This is a genomic window from Bacillus sp. TL12, assembly GCF_022625245.1.
GTDB lineage: Bacteria > Bacillota > Bacilli > Bacillales > Bacillaceae_G > Bacillus_A.
In genome coordinates, this window is record NZ_JAJJBY010000012.1 from 53742 (window position 1) to 73808 (window position 20067).

Genomic DNA, 20067 nt, shown 5'->3' on the forward strand with positions numbered 1-20067 from the left:
AAAACACATCCTTATGTAACAAGGATGTGTTTTTGAAACTCTGTTATTTCTTCTTTCTGCGGAATAAATCAATTGATTTATAACCTTGTGAAAGGATTTCAATCATTTGCTGCGCACGCTTTTCACGTGTTTGTTGCTGTTTTGCTGAGAATATGTGACGCGCCCAATCCTTTTGATATCCTGGCGTTAAATCTTGATAAAATTGAAGTTCATTAGGATGATTCGCTAATAACACTTCTACATCTTTAATGTTTTCGACATAATCAGAGACGCATTGACTAGCAGCTGATGTCTTCTTAGCTTTCTTTTGTTCACGTTTCAAACCAACGACAGTGAAGACATCGTCCATACTTACCATTCGTGCAAATTTGATATCACTATTACCTACATATCCATCTTCTCCAACGTTCATTGCTGGAAATATTTCATCTCTGTGAACAAAAGTTTCATAACGAGTGTTACCTTTTTTCGGATAAGCAAAAAATAAATAGCCTTTTTCGAGTAATAGCTGTTTATTAAGAATAAGTTGTGTGTGCTTTACCATCTCATCAATTGTTTCTACAAAAATGAAAATAGCATCATGGTCTGTAGAAAGTGTAGTTGCTTGTTCAGTAAAAATATCATAATCATTTGGCTGGTTGACTACCACCATATTTGTATACTTATTAAGATTTAATTTAGCGATAATTGTCATTGCTAGCTCCCTTTTTTTATTCATTGTTGTTTTTATAGTACAATATTACTATAAGCGATACCGGCGGTAAATCGAATATGTTTACTGCCAGTTCCTTATAGTTACAGACTCATAAAGTTCGAATCGATATTAAAGGTTCATCGCTTCGGTAATCTAGTAAACCTCTGGACGAAAAACTCCCGAAGCTCACGCTCTGTTTCGGACATAGAGCACCCTTCAAACCGTGCAATTTAGTAAATGCGCTGACAAATAGATCGATATGCACTAAATAAAAGGACCGCCCTATCCCTGTCTGCTCAATTAGAGGGAAAGTAATACCAAAATCGATATCTCCATTTCAAGGCTATTACATCTTTCCCCTCTCTAAACTTAGTAATGTATCTGTATATTTTCCACAAAGGATAAGGTATAATTCTTGTTGTAGAGCAATCTGTAAACCCTATTTAAACATGTAATAAGAGAGCCGAATGCTTTCTTTTTTATTTTATTAAAAATATTATAATATATGGTTTTTTTGTTTTTTTACGATACAAATGTATTTTATAACATGTCAGAGAGAGGAAATAAAATGAATATAGTGAACTTACGTCCTAAACAGCGATCTAAGTATCGCATTATGCTAGGAACATGGTATTACTCTACAAAGAGGTACATCCAGTGGTTAACAGACGGAAAAACATATGCAAAAACTTTACAACAAGAAAAATTACCCTGTACAGCTATTCAGCACCGAACGATATTACTTCGTAAACTCAAGGATGTAGATATGTGGTATCAACAGAATAAAGTTGTTAATTTAAAGATTGCCATTAAACAGCTAGATGGTATCATTATTAGACCGGGAGAAACATTCTCTTACTGGCGTTTAATAGGTAAGCCTACGAAGAGAAAAGGGTATGTAGAAGGTATGATACTACACTATGGGTCTTTTCAAGCAGGCATTGGAGGAGGACTTTGTCAACTCTCAAATTTAATATATTGGATGACCTTACATACACCACTTACAGTAACAGAGCGATATCGTCATAGCTTTGATGTCTTTCCTGATTCCAAGCGGACCCAACCATTTGGAAGTGGAGCAACTTGTTCCTATAACTATTTGGACTTACAAATTAAAAATGAAACGGACCAATCGTATCAACTTCACCTTTATATCACAGATACACATTTAGTTGGCGAATGGAGAACAACCTATCCGCAGCTTTATCAATATGAAGTTTACGAAAAAGAACACTCAATTCAACCTGCATACTGGGGTGGTTATATAAGACATAATGTTATTCAACGTAGAGTATATAGCCAACAGAAACAGTTTATAGAAAATCAATATGTAACGGAGAATCACGCTATAATGATGTACGAACCATTATTAACTTGTAATAATGAAGAAAGTGGACATTAATTTCGCGCACCAGTAATTAATCTGACTCTAATGTGAAAAATGATGTCATTGTGTAAACTGAAATTATTCAAAAAAACCCCAAATGCTTAAGTCGATGGTAAAGTAGTTTAACTCCATCAACTTAAGCATTTCTTTGTTCTCAAAATGAAATATAAATTACATTGTTTTTACAGTTTAATATTAAATTTATCCTGTAATATCTCTGTATATTGTTGTTCTGTAAGTAACTTTTTATCTTTCTGACCATTTATTGTTTGAGTTAAACTTTCCTTTGTTAAAGAAATGTACCCAGAATCCATAAGTTTCACAACAATTGGTCCTTTATTAAAGCGGGAATTTTCATCTTCTACCACTTTCTTTTGCACTCGATTTAAGGTTCTTTCATCAATAGTATCTATATGAAAAGCATGACATAATTTCCATTCTCTCTTCTCATCTGATTTAGGTAATATATTAACGTCTCTTCTCTCTAAAACGTAGGACCCTTTATCCGTATTTTTTCTCCTAACACGATATTCACCATTTATCGACTTAACAACCTCACCAGTGAATGGAACAAGCACCAAAGGCACAACAGAAGCAAGCCCTACTTCAATTAGATATAATGCATGATTATAATTTAAAATGGTTGTAACATGCCCTTCCTCAAGAGCCCAAATTTCTGCTTCTCTATCATAAACAGTACCTAATGCTAATTTAACATCGAAACCACAATCTTTTAAAAAGTAATACATAATTGAATTCAACTCATAACAAAGACCGCCACGGGAATTTATTAATATTTTTTCTTGTAAATTTTCTTTTGAAATTTCTTTTGTATCACCTTTTACAATATCCAAATTCTCAAAGGGAATTTCGTAAGCCATTGCCTGCATTATTATATTTAAGTCTTCAATTTCAAGTGTTTTTTGTTCCTCAAGATTCAATCTTGAAAAGAATAATTTCTGTAATTCTGTCATATAAAACACTTCCTCTACAATTTTTTGTACTATGAATATGTCTTATTAGAACTTGATCATTATCAAGAAAAAGTGAGAGTATCATCTCATCTTAAAGGGTATTGAGTAAAATAGAATCATGATCTAATATCCTTCTTTACTATATACTCATTCTAAAAATCAAGTGACTTATAAACAATGTATATTTAACAAAACTGTACCGGTACAAAAGTGCTAGAAATACACTTTCGTTGTACTGTATTTTAAATTAGATATCACTATTTGAGTATTAAACTCCTAAAAACTAACCCTTTTTTACTTCAAAACAATCAAAAACCGAACTTTATTTTTTTATAAAATAAAGTTCGGTTTTTGATGAATATCCATTATAAGTTTGCTATATTATAGTAATCATCTTAAATATCATCACTCGTATATACTCGGTAATATGGTCCGAGCGTTTCTACCTAGTTCCCAATAAAAGAACTGGACTACGGGTTAAAGTAATCGGTTGTTAGACATATTCGTCGCTACCGTTTTATAAGCATCCTTGTTTGCTTAATTAACTATACTTTGACTTCCGTAGTTCTAGAAAGTAGAATACGTTTATGAAATAGTGAAAAAATATATAGCAACAATGCCAAACAAATAGTTTCAATGAAAAAAACGAAGTGATTTTAGTATGATTTCTATACTAATCTCCCCTCGTTTTTTATCTTTAGTTTGATATTACAAGTTCAGGAAACCCCGCTCGGCTCCACAACCATAAAGGTGTATGAATATCAATTGGAGCAATCCCGCTGCCAGATAAAGCTCTTTCCTATGCATGAGCTACAGTTTGACGACTATCAGCTGTACCATTTAATACTGCCTCTGAACATAATCCTAATTTAACAGTAGCTTTTAAAATATGTGTATCCGAAGCTACTGTAATAAGCTCACGAGAGTTCCATTCTATTTCTGTGTAACCCTCCATAACGTATAACCAATAGTTAAAGATTTTCGGTCCAGAAAGATAAGCGAATTCCGATTTTCTCGTTTTTTGCATTATATTTTTTAATAAGTACATCTCAAATTGTACAGACTCAATTACCCCCATAACCCCCCCATTAGAAGAAGAGCGAGTAATCCCCATTGCTACCCGTTTCTAAATTTCAGGGTGACGGTTAGGCTGTAATGCTACCCTCTAATGTACCAACACGTTTCGTAACTCATCTAGATTACACTTAATTACTGATTTATATAAGCAACTATTTATGAAAAACAGGAAAATTTTCGCCCTTCCTGTTAATTTTTCATTCTTTTCAATCTTATCTATGTACATTTTTTTATTTATTAGGTATATTATGGTTATTGAATGATTACGATGATTCATCTATTCGCTTATATACCTTGTGTTTCTTATATCCATGATAAAACTACAAAATTTTTGAACGTTCATTTGTCAAATGAATTCTACACGGAAGGAGGTTTGTGGTTTATTCATCAGGATATAATGTTCAGTTTTCCCTTTTAGGTAGCTGATAAAAATACAGGAGGCGACATGATGTTTCGTACGATTTCAAACTTTATGAGAGTAGCTGAAATAAGAAGGAAAATCCTTTTTACACTTGCGATGTTAATTGTTTTTCGAATTGGCACGTTTATACCAGTTCCTCATACTAACGCAGAGGTATTAAAAGTACAAGATCAAGCCAATGTTTTAGGTATGCTTAATGTATTTGGCGGAGGAGCATTACAAAACTTCTCAATCTTTGCTGTAGGTATCACACCATACATTACAGCTTCCATCATTGTACAGTTATTACAAATGGATGTTGTACCAAAATTTACAGAGTGGGCAAAGCAAGGAGAAATGGGCCGCAAAAAGTCAGCTCAATTTACCCGATACTTTACAATCATTTTCGCATTCATTCAAGCTATAGGAATGTCTATTGGCTTTAATAATATAGCAGGCGGGCAATTAATTTCTAATCCAGGATGGACTACATATTTATTTATTGCTACAGTATTAACTGCCGGTACTGCATTTTTACTTTGGTTAGGTGAACAAATTACTGCAAACGGCGTAGGTAACGGAATTTCAATGCTTATCTTTGCAGGACTTGTTGCAGCAATTCCGAATGTCGTAAATCAAATTTATTTACAGCAATTCCAAAATGCTGGAGATCAACTCTTTATGCATATTATAAAAATTGTATTGATTGGATTAGTTATTTTAGCAATCGTTGTCGGTGTTATTTATATTCAACAGGCAATTCGTAAAATACCAATTCAATATGCAAAAGCCGTTTCAGGGAATAATCAATATCAAGGAGCAAAAAATACGCATTTACCTTTAAAGGTAAATAGTGCTGGTGTAATCCCAGTAATCTTTGCTTCAGCATTTCTCATGACACCGCGAACAATCGCACAGCTCTTCCCGGATTCTAGTGTTTCCAAATGGTTAAGTACAAATCTAGATTTTGCACATCCAGTTGGCATGACACTTTACGTAGGTCTCATTATTGCTTTCACATACTTCTATTCATTTATTCAAGTAAATCCTGAACAAATGGCAGAAAACTTAAAAAAGCAAAACGGATATGTTCCAGGTATCCGACCAGGGGAATCAACAGAACAATATGTGACAAAGATTTTGTATCGCTTAACATTTATTGGTGCTATCTTCTTAGGTGCTATTTCAATTTTACCGCTTGTTTTCACAAATGTTGCTACTTTACCACCTTCTGCTCAAATTGGTGGTACAAGCTTACTCATCATCGTAGGGGTAGCATTAGAAACAATGAAAACGTTAGAAAGTCAGCTTGTAAAACGTCATTACAAAGGGTTTATAAAAAAAGTAAACTAGTGCTTTTACATACAAACTAGCCATAATGGAACCCTCTCGTTATATATACGAGAGGGTTTTTCATGTTGCTTTAAAAGTTACAGGCCACATATTTTAGAATAAAGTCCAATCAAATTTGTTTGTAAATTTAAAAATTCATTTTGGATTTTTAAAGATTCGTAGATATGTTGAATTTCGATATTAATGCTGCAAAACTATCATTTGCCCGGGAATGTACGCGAATTGGAAAACATAGTTGAGCAGCTCGTCATTATGGCAAAAGAGGATAAAATTCCTATTGATGATTTACCAAAACACTCGGTCGATTCAGCCTTTGAACAAGAGGTTTCTATCTCTCCAAATGAAGGGAATTCTTTACCTGAGGTTTTGGAAAAAATCGAAGCATGCCAAATAAACCTAGATAGGCATCATTATTAGCTTGATAGCGATGTGGTAATACCCAACACCCTTGCAAACTTCTGATTACACAGAAGGGCACTGTAGCCTTATATAAATTTTATATTAATTCATTATTAATAATATATTATCCATATTAAAATATGGTCTTTATAATGAAGATATCACTTTTAAAAGGAGGTACTAGAATGGAGTTTAGTAAACTTGGCAATAGCGGATTGACAATAAGCAAGATTGCATACGGAAACTGGATAAATCATGGGGGTAAAGTAGATGAGGATACTGCAAAAGAGTGTGTTAAAGCAGCACTAGATGTCGGTATAACAACATTCGATACTGCTGATGTTTATTCAGATACTAAAGCTGAAGAAGTACTCGGCCGGTCTTTACAAGGTATACGAAGGGAGAGCATTGAACTATGTACAAAGGTTTGCCATCCGACTGGGAATGGGCAAAACGATAAAGGTTTATCACGAAAACATATTCTAGAAAATTGTAATGCATCTTTGCTTACATCATTCATTTTCATGGAAAACGTAACGTTAGAGCTCATGATTCTTCACACCTATTTTTGTTCGTTGAGTTTGTTTGTTTTGTTAGCAGCCTTGACTCCAGCCCAAATAGAAAATGAACAAAGAAAAGTTAAACATATCAAACCTGTCACTGTAATGATTGCTAATCCATCTATTCCCTTTTCTCCTTATCTTTCCTTAACAACAAACAAGACGCCACCATGATCTAGGCAGCGTCTTACGAGGTAACTATAGAATTAATCATTAATAAGTATATCCGGCCCCTGTCTCAACATATATGTGAAACCCGAAACAAATACGATGCAAAATATAATAACAGAAGGCCACATATTAAAATGAAATCCTTTATCCATAACTAAATAATAGATGTTTTGGATCAAGAAATTAGCACCTACGATAATTCCCCCTAATATCGAACTGACCACAATGCTGATTAAATAAAATTTAAATTTCTGAAACATTTTCCCTCTACCCCTTTTCTAAAATAAACTTTATTTAGTCCGTTTTAGAAAATTATACCATTTCTATTTTTTATATCCTTAAATCTAGATATATTTAAGGATATTTTAAGAAAAGAAAGTGGAAGTACTATCTCTTCAAGTGTCCATTTAATTCAATAAAAAAGAGCATCCACGTTAGTAGATGCTCACCTGTGTGATAAGGAGTTTCCATTGAGTTATGTTCTAACTTCAAGTCCTTTAATTCAATCTCTAGCATTTCAACCTTTTCTCCTAAGTTTTGGTAAAATATTATCATGGTAAGTCCCTCTATTGTAATTTTGTTATTTTCAATTTACATTAGGTATGTGAAATTTTAATATCCACCTGTTGAATAAGGGAACGATGCTTGGTAAAGTAGCCCCTACCAATCTATTCTGTATGGTTCCTTTATCCATTTATAATTCATCAACATATCGTAAATAATCAACTGGCGCTCTTTCCGTCTGATCTGCCAGGTATCCATAATTCCGTCAATACTGTAGATAACATGATTGTATTTCTCCTTGTTCCCCCTTAAAGTCAAGCAGTTAGCGTTGGCTAGCTGCTCTTTTTATGATTCCTCATCAAGGGACAAAAAGAATATGTCGAGCTTACCTTTTCATATTCTTTTATAAAAAGGAGCGTGGTAATAGTGATTAAAAAAAATAACCAAGTTGTTTTCCACTCAATAAAAGTAAAAAAATCAACAATTAAAAATTTCATTATCATTGATTTAATTACCGGTACAGGTATTTATTGGATAATTAAATCTATTTCCGCCAGCTCTATCATTGCAATTGTTGGTAGTATTGCTAGTTCAGAATGGATAAAAAAGAGAGAAAGTCCTTTTAAGAAATCAACTTAAATTCTTGTATGGTTATTTTCCAATGGATAGAATCCTGGTTATCTAGTGATATTCTTCATTTTAATTTATTTGTAGGTATGACAACCATTATCTCTCTAGCGTCCGTTATCTTATTCTCTATAACGTTTAAGAAAATAGGTACCAACGATACAGAAAGACTTAAAATCAAGCTCCAAATATCTTATACAATGTGCACCTCACTACTTGTCTTATTAGCCATGTTTATTCTATGGATGCCTACAAATACTATTTATTTAAGACAGTATCTCATCATAATAATTTCCATTTCACTTCTTTTTGGATCGATTTCAGGACTGTACCATTATAGAAAAGAAATAGTCCTTGAGAGTTGAGTTAGGCTCCTTTTTAGAACTCGTTGCAGTTAGCGGGTTCCTTTTTATAAAATAACGTTTTTGTTAAGAAATCTTTTCTAACTCATGTTCGAAGTACCATGTAGCTGGATGTTCCATAATACTGTACTGCACTTCCCAACCTGTATTGCTTGCATACCACACACAAGGTTTGAATAGTCATCTCAATACGCGAGAACAAACAGAGAAAAGGCATCTAAAGGTGCTTTTTCTTTATGAAAAAATCCACACACAATGTGCAGGGACTAAAGAAGACTGTTCAGTTGGATGAACAACCTCATCATAATACATTTATCCCACATTGGCAAAACAGTAAAATGTGAGCGCTACCCCATTAAAGAGTGCTTTTGAACGCATTATCAATAAAATGATATCTAAAATAAATAATTACTTTAATGAATAGGTACAAGACTCCCTTTGATACTCTAGACGTAACCTATCGTCATCTTTTTTCATTTTTATAGTTTTTTCTTCATCTCCACTGATTTCTTGTATTTCTCCATTGATCTTAGCAGCAGTAGGCTTTACTTTGAAATCATCCTCAAATACCCTTGTATATTTTGACTCTATAATTGTACTTTTCCCTGTCATCCAAATCATCTTATCTTTCCCTGTAAACTTTATTGTTGTTGGACACCCCTCTTTACCACTAACATCCGCATCTATCAATTCCCAAGTACCGCTAAACCCGTCCTTATTTCCATTAGATACATTATTACTTCCACATGCACTTAAGATTAAAATATAACCAACTGATATAGCAATTAGTTTCTTTTTCATAGTACACCTCCAAATATAAATTTGTACTAATTATGAAAAAAACTATTTATTTAAGAGCATCTTGTTATATTTACTCTGCCATCGACCTTGTTATTCCTCTATATGGGGTCACCATATCATTTCGGGAAAATTGTACGTTAAGGACTACAAAACCTTAATGTGACAACATTTTTAAATGATAAATACATCTTCAGAAAGATAAAAACTGCAGATTAACTGAACATTGAATTTTGTACACACTTTATGAACGCGATTATAGCTGAAAAACGTTGATATCATTAAGTTTTATCCTATGTTCATAAATATAAGATTTATTGAACAAATACTGAAATTGATTGGATAGTCAAATCGACTTGATTATGTAATAATGGATTACTAAAAAAGAAAAGCGAGGTTCGTATATGAAGACTGTCAGCCAAGAAATCCAAGATTTGTCTATTAAATCCTTAGAGTCGACTTTTAATAAACTTTCAAATGCTTATAAAAGCATGAGCGAAAAAGGTACAAATACAACTCTTGTCAAAAAGAGACGAGACGCCGTAAAAATCGGTATAGAAAGCCTCAAAAACGTTTGGAATGGGGGAGATTTTTCCTATGACGAAGAAAACATTTTGACTTCTAAAGATATTCTACAAGGTGTCCTTCCATCTATCGAAAAACAGATAGCAAAAGCAAAAGAAGGTAGTTCTCAAAAAACACTAAATGAGCGACGCTTAACTGCGCTTGAACTGGCAATCGAATCCTTGGAGAACCGTCATAAAGCAAGGAGTCTTAGCTTTGACCTAAATGGTGAGGTTCAACAATCGGGCCAATTTGCGGAGTAATACTGATACATGAAACTTTAGATAAAGTTAAACGTAACTCTATAAGGGTGTTTTGGAATCACGTCGCATACTTATAGAGTTTGGTTGCAAACACGTTTGGAATTATTACTAGGTACTTTGGCCAGCTATTCTTTTTACATCATTCTTATGGGCGAGCTGGCATATTGCAGTACACGGCTCTGATCATTGGGATGTTGATACAGCCACGGTCATTGCGAACCATGGTATCGTAGGTCTATTCCTTGGATATTTGTGGGCGCGTTATCGCAGGGTGTGGGTAATTATTATTGTCCATGGATTAATTAATGCACATCCACAACAACTAATTGAGATTATATTCAATTAAAAGGCGCGATATAGAAAAAAGAAAAGTCACTGAATAAAGTGCCTTTTCTTTTTTTGTACGGAGTTAGCTTATTTATCCTTGATATTTCTTATTTTAAAAACATTTTATTTTTTTCTGCTTCTCTTCTCCCCTTCTTCTACATTCCACTCATCACCCCAATATATTGAAGCTCTATTTCCTTCTTGCGTACTTGTTTCTGGCTCTACTATATCTTGAATCCCTTCACTTACGTCTTTCAGATTAATCAATCCATCCATGTTTGAATTTTTTTGAAGTGCTAATTCTTTTTTAGGATCATTTGATTTATTAATAGTCATATGTGTCTCTCCTCTTTATTTTAGTAATTACTACGAACCATAATATTATTTCTAAATTATAAAAGCTTATACTTATTCTATTGTCAATTTCATTCCTATTAAAAAAGCGTGTGCTCTTTCTTGGTTGAAGGTTAAAAGCTAAAAATTATTTGTTTTATAATAAAATACAAAACATTTGTATAACTAGATTTCTACATGTAATATACATAATGATATATAATATTAGGGGGATTAAAAATGGGGCTAACACTTTTTCGGTATATTCTTTTTTTCTTAGGATTAACTTTCTTTGGACTCGGCAATGCCATTGCAGTAAAGGTTAAATTTCTTGGCCTACATCCATGGGAAGTTTTGAATATGGCACTTTATCAGCGATTTGGATGGACCATTGGTACATGGAGTGTTATATGCGGTTTATTTCTTGTTCTTGTTTCCTTAGTAGTAGATCGGAAATATATAAACATAGGAACATTCTTAAACGCACTGCTAATCGGCCCTATTATGGATTTTTTCTTAAGGTTGGATATTCTTCCTCATGCCACACATTCTTTGTGGATCAATCTTCTTATTTTACTTTCTGGAATTATAATTACAGGTATTGGCGGCGGTATGTATGTCGCTGCTGGAATTGGTGCAGGACCAAGGGATGGATTCATGCTTGCCATTTCTGATAAAACAGGATTATCTGTAAGCCGGGCTAGAATTATTGTGGAAAGCATTGTATTAGTAATTGGTTATATTCTAGGCGGTCCCGTTTTTATTGTGACATTCCTATACACTTTTATCCAGAGTCCAATATTCCAGCAATCATTCAAGATGTTTCAAAAATTTTTATATACTTTAGAGAGGAAAAAGAAAGACAACGTTAGTGCAAATTTATAAATATATAAAACTTCTTTTACAAAAATATACGAGTCTATTTTGAAGTCAAATAGAATAATGCCCTATTTAAGTAGAGTAAAATATCAAGTATACAGAAACAACCTTAATAACCTCTACCAAATTAACAAGTAGGGAGTTACTACATATCTATAAACAAAATTAAACAATTTTATTTCCACTACACAAATTTAAGTCCCTATCACTTTCTTGCCGTAGTTGTAGCTTTGGAATAAAGTTTAATCATTTATAAAAAAGTTGTACCGGTATATCCTTTTGGTGTGGACTTGAATTAAAGTTCAATCATTCATAAAAAAGTCTAATCGTTTATAAAAAAGATTGATCAAAAAAACTGTATTTAAATACAGTTTTTTTCTTGTTCAGCAATCAGGCCATTTTTTGAATAAGAAAAGGAATTATTAAGCTTTAAGTTATTGAAATAACGGAGCTGTTTAGTGTGATAATGAATAATTATTGAACTAAGTAATACTAGTATTTCAAGTACAAGATTAGCTTTATTTTTCCAATCTGCTTGTGTAATCAAACAAATTTTTCGCATTAATAAAATCTAATTATAAAGGAGACCAAAATTATGAAAGTTACTAAAATTAAGTGATAAATCGTATTTTATCAGCTATTTCTTGAATAGAATCATATTCGGTAATTCTAGAGTACAATAATAAAAAATCATTTTTCTATCTGAGTATCCCACTTTATAAGAATCCGGAATAATGCTATGAATATTGATAAACCAACAAAACAACTAGCTTAATATTCTGCTTTAAAAGTTTTGAGGTTTTTCAACAAATAAACCTCAAATATATCCACATTTCAAACAGAAATATGAAGATATTGGTGGAAATTGACTTCTTGGATTGTTATAAGAAAACATATGAACTACTCCATTGCCTGCCCTTATCATCCCTTTCTCAATTTGATTAGCATTACAATTAGGACATACTTTTAAGGTTCATAGAAATGTCGAATTTCGATATTGTTACATAATGTAACCATACAAAAATAGAATACACATATATAGTTCTCAACCATCCCTCTCTCAAATGGAATGAATTAGGAAAAAGAGAGGATAAAAATGGGTAAAAGAAGACTTTAGTGATCAAGAAAGGATTGGTGAAGAACCATGAACCAAGTAAGTGATAAAATCCGAACATACTTTGAGGAGTTTAATCGAGCGCATAATGCGTTTAAGCCAGAACTTCTGGCTCCTCATGTGATTGATCCCCTTGTGGGTGCCGATCCTAGTGGCGCTCTCCAGATAGTTTCAAAAAAAGATTATCTGGCGGGAACTGAAAAAAGTCAGGAATACTTACATTCTTTGGGTTTTCAATTCGTCAAAACGATCCCAGTTGAAGAAATCCCCCTCAATCCTTACTATACGATGGTGAAAACAAAAGGTACGATGCGCCTTGAAAAAACCCCGGGTCAGCCAATAGATTTGATCCATGATACTATTTACATCTTGTACATGAAAGATGAGAAACCTAAAATGGTATTTACTCTTTCTCACGAGGACCCTATGAAAATGGCGGAAGAGCAGCATGGTATATCCTACAATGGGCAAAGTTCATGGGATGATATGCTGTAAATATAACTAAATACCTTTGTTACCGAAAAGACCCCTTTAGATAATTTTATCCAAAGGAGTCTTTTCGGTACATCTTTTTTATAAATAGTTGAAATCCATTTTAAATTAACACTTAATTTATATAACTTTGATATATATATATTAAAAACGATTTAATTACATACCAATTCCATTGTCATAAACACACTATTTGGATCCTCTTTATATTCCGAGAACGGTTTGCAATATTGAAATCCCATACTTGTATACAAACTTCTAGCTGGTTTGAACACACTCATAGATCCTGTTTCTAAACTTAGCCTCTGGTAACCACGTCGCTTTGCTTCCTCAATTATATGTTGAAGAAGCCGCTTGGCAACACCTTTTCTTAAATGCAATGAAGATGTTTTCATTGATTTTATTTCTCCATGTTGACTATTGAGTTCTTTAAGTGCGCAGCATCCAACTAAATCATTACCTTCCCATGCACTCCAAAATGTAATATCTTCTTTCCGCAACCCTTCTAAATCTAGAGCATGTCTGCTTTCTGGAGGAGAATGTAGTGCCATGCTTTGCAGATGATCCATCAATAATTTTTCTACTTCTGTACCGGTACCGGTTAAATCATCTATTTTTATCTCCATAAAGCTTCCCTCCCCATCAATATTTTCCTCGTACTTATTTTAAAGTTCACAAACATACTACCTTTTTTAATTGATACTGGTACTCTAATTTATTTTTGCCCAGTTAATAACTGTATTCACATTTTGAAGCAATTGTTCATGCTGATATAAGTAATTTTTTTCCTCTGAGAAAAAGATTTCTTGCAAATCGATAACGATTAATGCTTGTTTCAAGTGAACCGCCCCTATCCGTTTGCTAATGAAAATTTTGATTGTCCTTAATATGTATTATTTTCTACTGTACAACTCAAAAAAGCCCTATGATATATAGGGCCATTTTATGAAAATGATATATAAATTATAACATATAAAGAGTTCTAACTCTATTTAATAGTTTGTTTTTTCTGTTATTTACAGGTGCATTAAGTATCCCACAGCCAAAATACAATCATGTTACATTTCTTTTTTCAATAATTTTCCCTGTTTAAAGTACACCTCAAGTATAGAGCGATTTACTAAAAATACACCAATCAAGATGAGACACGCTCCGATTCCCATTAGTGGATTAATTGGTTCCCCTAAAAATATATATCCTGCAATAACAGCGATTAAAGGAGATACATATAGCCAAGTTGATGGAAATACCGGATTGGTCTTTGATAAGAGCCAATAATAGAGCCCATGCCCACCAATTGAACCAACAAATATGAGGTACAAAATAGGCCATTGCACACTCCAAGATGTTAATATAGCTGGATTAGGCTGTTCTATAAAAATAGAAGTAATCAACAGAAAAATTCCACCGTAAAACATTTGGATTCCATTAATGAGAAACGGCGATACTTTTGGCAAATCTGAAAGTATTTCTTTTGAATGGATGGAACCTAAACCATAAAATAATTCGCCGACTAATAGGATAACGCAAGCTATACTCCATATAAAAGTAAGTTGATGGTACATCCCTGGTAAAGAGATACAAATAACGCCTATAAGCGCTATAATTAAAGCAAGAAATTGTTCCCGTTGTAATTTTGTTTTATTTTTCTTTACTTGTAATAGCAAAATCATCATTGGTCCTGTTGCCGAAAGAACAGCTGCTAATCCTGAAGAAATATATTGTTCTGCCCAATATAATGTTGCAAATGTCATAAAGGTTAAACAAAAACCAGCATACATAATTCTTTTTGATAACAAGTATGGCATGATATGTTTCCGTTTTATCATAAATATGATAATCAAAATAACACCCGCTAAAAAGAAACGGATTCCCGCTGAAAATAACGGTGGTGCTCCCGCTTCAATCCCGATTTTTATTGTTAAAAATGTTGTCCCGAAAATAATACAAATTAAAATATAATTAAAAATGACCATTACGTTTCCTCCTTTTGATTATTAAGGTGAGTATAAAGGAAGAAGTGTATAACAGTATATCAAGGTATATAACAGTTGGACAAATCTATAGTTGCTCCTATATATGTTTTTAGATTTAATTAAATTAAAAAGAAACTTAGGTGAGATAATGAAGATTATACTGCGGAAAGAATCTAACATACCATTCTATCAACAAATTTATATGCAAATCGTTGAACGAATTCAAAGTGGACTGCTATCAAAGGGAGATTCTTTACCTTCATTACGCTCTATGGCGAATGATTTACAAATAAGTATATTAACCGTCCGTAAAGCTTATAAGAAGTTAGAAACGAAAGGATATGTATATATAAAGCAAGGGAAAGGCGTCTATATACATAAACACGAGCGCCGTAAATCTCAATCTCTACCGTATGATTGGCAACATACGAAATCAATCAATGTTATTCGATCTCAATATGTAATGAATCAACATAGAAAGTATTATGATTTTTCACAAGCTATTCTTTACCCTCGTCTTTTACCTAATCCATTTCTTTCGGAGGAAATACAAAAAATAATAGATAAAGATCAAATGATCTTAGCAACTTATGGACCAGTTCAAGGAGATAAAGAACTTCGATTAGAGATTGCAAGATATTTAAAGGACTATCAAAAACTATCTGTAGACCATTCTAATTTATTAATTACAAGTGGCGCCCAGCAAGGAATTGATTTAATCGCTCAAACATTATTAAAACCAGGTGATACAGTTATAATAGAGAGCCCTTGCTACGGTGCAGCAATTGATGTGTTTGTAAATAAAGGCGTTCAAATCATACCAATTGAGCTTGATAAACAAGGGATTCGTTCTGATTTAATCGATGAAGTTTGTCAAAAAAGGACGCCAACTTTACTATATGTAAATCCTACTTTTCAAAATCCTACAGGTACTGTTATGAGTAAACAAAGGCGAATGGAACTTATAGAACTGGCGGAGATATATCAGTTTTTTATAATTGAAGATGACTCGTTTGGAGAAATATATTTTGATGAGGCTACAATTCCGGCTCCACTTAAAATCTTTGATACAAACGGGTATGTCATATATTTAAAAGGATTCAGTAAAACATTAGCGCCAGGTCTGCGTATCGCAGCAGTAGCGGCGGAGGGGCCTGTATTTGATTGGCTAAATGCTGTAAAAGCTTTGATGGATATAGGAAGCCCATTGTTAACTCAAAAAGCTATTCAACCCTTTTTACGAACTGAAAGAATGAAAAATCATTTAGAAAAATTGCGAACTGCCTTGCAAATACGATGCGATACTGCAGTAGAGATACTTTCTCCTCTAACAGATACGATTCACTTCCAAAAACCACAAGGCGGTTTTAATTTATGGATTTCTCTTCCGGATTCAATGAATTCATTTGCATTACTAAAAAAGGCAAATGAATCTAACATTTCTTTTTTACCTGGAACTGCTTGTTTTGTTCATGAATCGAAACATGATCATTTACGTATCAGCTATTCTATGTTAAGTGAACAAGATACTCTGATTGGATTGAAAAAACTTCGTGAAGTAATATACAATTTTCAAAATGGTCATTAATCAAATTCTTTATTGTTCACATAGTACATACAAACGAAAAACAAGTATATACTAGTCCTTCCTAGCATATACTTGTTTTTCGTCATCCTAATCAATTCTTATTTCTCTACTGGTTTTTTTAAAATGCAAAAAAAGATTTTCAATTTGCACCTTCTCTTACTCTACTTCACCAAACAAAAGAAGCGGATGGGTTCACCTTTTTTCATTTAAATAATTTTGTAAACGGTGAATACGTCTTTATAATCCAAGTAATAAAAGATTGAAATGTATATGTATTTTTATCAATAACTACGCTTGTTAGACTGCCTATAACAGCACTCCCGATTATGTCAACTGGATAATGATGCCCTACCCAAATACGTGAAAAGCCTGTTAAAACCGCTAATAACCACATAATAGAACCAATGAAACGTTCACGAAGTAAAATGGAAGTTGCTACAGCAAAAGCTAAAGCAGTATGTTTACTTGGGAACGAAGAATTATTCTTTGATGGGATAAGCAAACGAACGCGATGGACAATAAAAGGACGAGGTTTGAAATAAGAAAATTGGATGATACGGTTTATACATAAGGTGAATCCAGCTGATATTCCTGCATACAAAATAATTTTTTTGTAGAAATTGCTTCTAAACCACATACAAATCAATGTGAAAAGGTATAAATATCGGGTCTTCTGTGAGATAAAAACCATTATCGTATCCATAGCAGTTCCGCGTCCAGCAAGACGATTAATCGCTTTAAATAGTATATAATTCATTGCGAATGTTCTCCTTTATTTTCAGAAATATATAGAAACCATTAACTTAATAAATAAAAAGCAGTTTAGGACTGGATTATCTAAGGGGCAGTTAGTCACAAACAAATTTAAAATGGACCCCACAAGCTATAAACCATACCTCCAACAAAGAACACTAAACCTAAAACTAACACGATAAAAGCGAGGATTGATTTTCGATTATCTTCCAAGAACTTCACCTCCTATATAATTAAAATTGTTGGTCCTGTATACATTTCCCCACAACAAAAACCTTTAGTCATGATTATGTCTAAAGGTTTTTGTTAGCATACTTATAAGCAGAAACACACTGTACATACATCTAAGAAATTTTAAAACCTTCTTATTTGCCCTCGAATTTGTCCAGGTGGATGTTTTTCAGTATGAACGTTTACATAAGTATTACCTGTATTCATCCGATTTGCAAGTTCTAATAATGACATATTTTGTAAAGGGCCAACAAGATCAGTTTCTGAAATAGTTCCTGTTACCACTCCTCTATCTCCTAAATGAATATGAGCAGCAGTCACTTGTTCTATATCATGTACTACCAGTTTAAATTGAAGTTTCATAAAATCATTGTTAAATCTAAATTGCGCGTCTGTATAAACAGGAGGTACTTCCTCTCGACCTGTTAATTTAGAAATAAAACATGTGGACAAGACGTGCTTCACTTCCTTATTTCTTTGATGCTATATAGTATTCATTAAATAAAAAAACAGCTTGTTCATTTTCACTATAACAGAAATATGAACATACAAATCCTACACTTTTCCTTTCTAAATAACGCTTATAAAACTTCGCCATTGTTACAAATACTTTTAGCGGTGTAAGTGCAACGAATACATTTGATTCTGATATTGCAGATCAAAATCAAATTGGAACAGCTTAAATCAACTTTTATAAATTGTACACGGCGCCAAATGGAATCGTTGAAAAATAAATTCCACTTTGAATAATGTACGTAGGATAATAATGTTGTACAGGTGGGTACGCTAATGGCATACCTTGCATTTGCATGGCTTGTGCTTGTAGTGCTTGTAGAACGTGCTGAGCAGAATGAACCGTTTCCTGTGCCGCAGTATATGTTACAGCAGGGACCCGAATTTTATCATTAATATATGGAACATTCATATTCATTTACTCCTTCTTATTTAATTATCCACATAGTGTTTTATATACTATAGATATGAATTTTAAAAAGTTCCAATACCCGCCACCGGAAGAAAATTTATAATACAAAAAGAAGACTAAAAACCGATATATATAGAGTTCTTAGCCTTCTTTTCATTTTATATGATACTCATTGTTCTTTTAACACATTCTCTTCAAAATATTTTCCCCAATCAGGTTGTCTTCCATCAATATCTTTAAATCTATATTCTCTCGCTAACTCCCATGAGCTAAGTGCTTTTCCTGTTTTATTATGAACGTTCGTATCACTTGCTAAAGCGGCAATTGCTCTCCCTACAAAGAAAGGTGTTTCAGATGCGATAAAGTGAGGGTCTTTCTTTGTACCTTCTTGCCAGTTTTCTTCTGTTACACCAAATAAATCTAACATTGCTTCAGAACGGAGAAAGCCAGGACTTACCGCAACAGCCGTAATATGATGTTCCTTTAAATCTTTCGCCATCGCTTCCGCTAAGTGAATTGTTGAGATTTTCGCTAAACTATAATAGAGGTTGCCACGATATTGATAATCTACACCATCTGTAATTTCAATTACGAGTCCCCTCTTGTTCTTCACCATAAGCGGTACACCATAATAACTCGTCATCATATGCGAATGGACAGCACGTTGTTGCATTAGTAATCCGTTATGTAAGTTATGTTCCCAAAACGGTTTTTTCCATTCAGTAAGCGGATCACCGCCCCAAACATCATTTACTAAAATATCAAGTTTTCCGTTTTGTTCTTCTTGGATTCTATTAAATAGCGCTTTTATATCAGCTTCTACTGTATGATCTACACGAACAGCAATCCCTTTTCCGCCTTGTTTTGTAACGAATTCTGCGGTTTCTTCAATTGTTTCTGTTCTTCCCATTGATGATAAATTGCCTTTTGTACTTCTTCCTGTTACATATACAGTCGCTCCCGCTTCACCAAGCATCATCGCAATGCCTCTTCCGGCGCCACGTGTTGCACCTGCTACAACCGCAACTTTACCCTGTAATGGTTTCATGTCAAATTCTCCTTACTATTATCAATTTAGATATATGCTTTCGCTCATATTTTTTTGTATATTTCTCTTCATCCAGAATAACAAATTGTAACGTAATTCTACCACAAACACCAGATTAAACATTGAACTCACCTTGTCAATTTGAAGTAGCAAGCTTCTTATTTGCAGTTGAATCTTCATAAACTTGAACGTTTGCTAAAGGTAGGGTGTTATGATCTATAACACCGGATTTTATCTGAGTAGCAACCCCTTTACAATTTTCGCTTTC

Annotated in this window: 23 protein-coding genes, 2 pseudogenes and 1 riboswitch; of the genes and pseudogenes, 11 read left to right on the forward strand and 14 right to left on the reverse strand. The window is 33.3% G+C overall.

The window, feature by feature from the left end; translation table 11 throughout:
- Positions 1–43: 43 nt before the first annotated feature.
- Positions 44–694, reverse strand: a complete 651-nt coding sequence (locus LOK41_RS13535; protein ID WP_241817091.1) for a YdeI/OmpD-associated family protein — start codon at positions 692–694, stop codon at positions 44–46.
- Between the two features lie 568 nt (positions 695–1262).
- On the opposite strand from LOK41_RS13535, the gene LOK41_RS13540 reads away from it, so the two are divergent.
- Entirely contained in the window at positions 1263–2096 is an 834-nt protein-coding gene (locus LOK41_RS13540) for a VanW family protein (protein ID WP_241816985.1), read from the forward strand.
- A 167-nt stretch (positions 2097–2263) separates the two neighbouring features.
- Here the strand turns inward: LOK41_RS13540 and LOK41_RS13545 are convergent, their stop codons facing one another.
- Together LOK41_RS13545 and LOK41_RS13550 are read right to left on the reverse strand one after the other, a co-directional pair.
- Positions 2264–3055: an arylamine N-acetyltransferase family protein gene (locus tag LOK41_RS13545; protein WP_241816986.1), complete on the reverse strand. Its 792-nt coding sequence runs from the start codon at positions 3053–3055 to the stop codon at positions 2264–2266.
- A gap of 389 nt (positions 3056–3444) precedes the next feature.
- Positions 3445–3548: riboswitch (purine riboswitch) on the forward strand.
- Between the two features lie 306 nt (positions 3549–3854).
- Complete coding sequence (locus tag LOK41_RS13550; RefSeq protein WP_241816988.1) at positions 3855–4133, reverse strand: hypothetical protein; 279 nt, start codon at positions 4131–4133, stop codon at positions 3855–3857.
- 447 nt (positions 4134–4580) lie between these two features.
- On the opposite strand from LOK41_RS13550, the gene secY reads away from it, so the two are divergent.
- The 3 genes from secY (at position 4581) to LOK41_RS29290 (ending at position 7018) form a co-directional block, all read left to right on the forward strand.
- Positions 4581–5885 carry a preprotein translocase subunit SecY gene (gene secY / locus LOK41_RS13555; protein WP_241816989.1) on the forward strand — a complete coding sequence of 435 codons (1305 nt, stop codon included), beginning with the start codon at positions 4581–4583 and terminating at the stop codon, positions 5883–5885.
- Positions 5886–6068: 183 nt separating this feature from the next.
- Positions 6069–6302: an AAA-type ATPase lid domain-containing protein gene (locus tag LOK41_RS13560; protein WP_481748809.1), complete on the forward strand. Its 234-nt coding sequence runs from the start codon at positions 6069–6071 to the stop codon at positions 6300–6302.
- Between the two features lie 167 nt (positions 6303–6469).
- Complete coding sequence (locus tag LOK41_RS29290; RefSeq protein WP_481748810.1) at positions 6470–7018, forward strand: aldo/keto reductase; 549 nt, start codon at positions 6470–6472, stop codon at positions 7016–7018.
- A 32-nt stretch (positions 7019–7050) separates the two neighbouring features.
- On the opposite strand, the gene LOK41_RS13570 is transcribed toward LOK41_RS29290, so the two are convergent.
- Both LOK41_RS13570 and LOK41_RS13575 read right to left on the reverse strand, forming a co-directional pair.
- The gene (locus LOK41_RS13570) at positions 7051–7275 is read right to left on the reverse strand and encodes a hypothetical protein (RefSeq protein ID WP_241816992.1); all 225 of its coding nucleotides are present in this window, start codon (positions 7273–7275) and stop codon (positions 7051–7053) included.
- A gap of 127 nt (positions 7276–7402) precedes the next feature.
- The gene (locus tag LOK41_RS13575) at positions 7403–7570 is read right to left on the reverse strand and encodes a hypothetical protein (RefSeq protein ID WP_241816993.1); all 168 of its coding nucleotides are present in this window, start codon (positions 7568–7570) and stop codon (positions 7403–7405) included.
- A gap of 375 nt (positions 7571–7945) precedes the next feature.
- Here LOK41_RS13575 and LOK41_RS13580 point away from each other — a divergent pair, with 375 nt between their 5' ends.
- Entirely contained in the window at positions 7946–8158 is a 213-nt protein-coding gene (locus tag LOK41_RS13580; protein WP_481748811.1) for a hypothetical protein, read from the forward strand.
- Positions 8159–8916: 758 nt separating this feature from the next.
- Here LOK41_RS13580 and LOK41_RS13585 read toward each other — a convergent pair.
- Positions 8917–9309: a hypothetical protein gene (locus tag LOK41_RS13585; RefSeq protein WP_241816994.1), complete on the reverse strand. Its 393-nt coding sequence runs from the start codon at positions 9307–9309 to the stop codon at positions 8917–8919.
- A gap of 401 nt (positions 9310–9710) precedes the next feature.
- Here LOK41_RS13585 and LOK41_RS13590 point away from each other — a divergent pair, with 401 nt between their 5' ends.
- Positions 9711–10133 (forward strand): hypothetical protein, encoded by a 423-nt coding sequence (locus LOK41_RS13590; protein WP_241816996.1) that lies wholly within the window; start codon positions 9711–9713, stop codon positions 10131–10133.
- A gap of 72 nt (positions 10134–10205) precedes the next feature.
- Positions 10206–10479 (forward strand): annotated as a pseudogene (locus tag LOK41_RS13595) (CPBP family intramembrane glutamic endopeptidase); the annotation flags it as partial.
- A 104-nt stretch (positions 10480–10583) separates the two neighbouring features.
- Here the strand turns inward: LOK41_RS13595 and LOK41_RS13600 are convergent.
- Positions 10584–10796: a hypothetical protein gene (locus LOK41_RS13600; protein ID WP_174099775.1), complete on the reverse strand. Its 213-nt coding sequence runs from the start codon at positions 10794–10796 to the stop codon at positions 10584–10586.
- Between the two features lie 237 nt (positions 10797–11033).
- Between LOK41_RS13600 and LOK41_RS13605 the strand changes: the two genes are divergently transcribed.
- Together LOK41_RS13605 and LOK41_RS13610 are read left to right on the forward strand one after the other, a co-directional pair.
- On the forward strand, positions 11034–11678 hold the full coding sequence (locus tag LOK41_RS13605; RefSeq protein WP_241816997.1) for a YczE/YyaS/YitT family protein: 645 nt from the start codon (positions 11034–11036) through the stop codon (positions 11676–11678).
- A gap of 1138 nt (positions 11679–12816) precedes the next feature.
- Complete coding sequence (locus tag LOK41_RS13610) at positions 12817–13281, forward strand: hypothetical protein (RefSeq protein WP_241816999.1); 465 nt, start codon at positions 12817–12819, stop codon at positions 13279–13281.
- Between the two features lie 152 nt (positions 13282–13433).
- Here LOK41_RS13610 and LOK41_RS13615 read toward each other — a convergent pair whose 3' ends face one another.
- From LOK41_RS13615 to LOK41_RS13620, 3 genes are all read right to left on the reverse strand, one after another.
- On the reverse strand, positions 13434–13904 hold the full coding sequence (locus tag LOK41_RS13615) for a GNAT family N-acetyltransferase (protein ID WP_241817000.1): 471 nt from the start codon (positions 13902–13904) through the stop codon (positions 13434–13436).
- Between the two features lie 84 nt (positions 13905–13988).
- Complete coding sequence (locus LOK41_RS28970) at positions 13989–14117, reverse strand: cysteine hydrolase family protein (protein ID WP_262386301.1); 129 nt, start codon at positions 14115–14117, stop codon at positions 13989–13991.
- A 219-nt stretch (positions 14118–14336) separates the two neighbouring features.
- Positions 14337–15254, reverse strand: coding sequence for a DMT family transporter (locus LOK41_RS13620; RefSeq protein WP_241817002.1), 918 nt, complete (start codon positions 15252–15254; stop codon positions 14337–14339).
- A 148-nt stretch (positions 15255–15402) separates the two neighbouring features.
- On the opposite strand from LOK41_RS13620, the gene pdxR reads away from it, so the two are divergent.
- Positions 15403–16842, forward strand: a complete 1440-nt coding sequence (gene pdxR, locus LOK41_RS13625; RefSeq protein WP_241817004.1) for a MocR-like pyridoxine biosynthesis transcription factor PdxR — start codon at positions 15403–15405, stop codon at positions 16840–16842.
- Between the two features lie 202 nt (positions 16843–17044).
- Here pdxR and LOK41_RS13630 read toward each other — a convergent pair whose 3' ends face one another.
- The gene (locus LOK41_RS13630) at positions 17045–17599 is read right to left on the reverse strand and encodes an undecaprenyl-diphosphatase (protein ID WP_241817005.1); all 555 of its coding nucleotides are present in this window, start codon (positions 17597–17599) and stop codon (positions 17045–17047) included.
- A 350-nt stretch (positions 17600–17949) separates the two neighbouring features.
- Entirely contained in the window at positions 17950–18279 is a 330-nt protein-coding gene (locus LOK41_RS13635) for a CHRD domain-containing protein (protein WP_241817006.1), read from the reverse strand.
- 134 nt (positions 18280–18413) lie between these two features.
- Between LOK41_RS13635 and LOK41_RS13640 the strand changes: the two are divergent.
- Positions 18414–18509, forward strand: a pseudogene (locus LOK41_RS13640) (spore germination protein); the annotation flags it as partial.
- Positions 18510–18517: 8 nt separating this feature from the next.
- On the opposite strand, the gene LOK41_RS13645 reads toward LOK41_RS13640, so the two are convergent.
- Positions 18518–18751 (reverse strand): DUF3947 family protein, encoded by a 234-nt coding sequence (locus tag LOK41_RS13645; protein ID WP_241817008.1) that lies wholly within the window; start codon positions 18749–18751, stop codon positions 18518–18520.
- 169 nt (positions 18752–18920) lie between these two features.
- On the reverse strand, positions 18921–19799 hold the full coding sequence (locus tag LOK41_RS13650; RefSeq protein ID WP_241817010.1) for an SDR family oxidoreductase: 879 nt from the start codon (positions 19797–19799) through the stop codon (positions 18921–18923).
- Between the last annotated feature and the right edge of the window lie 268 nt (positions 19800–20067).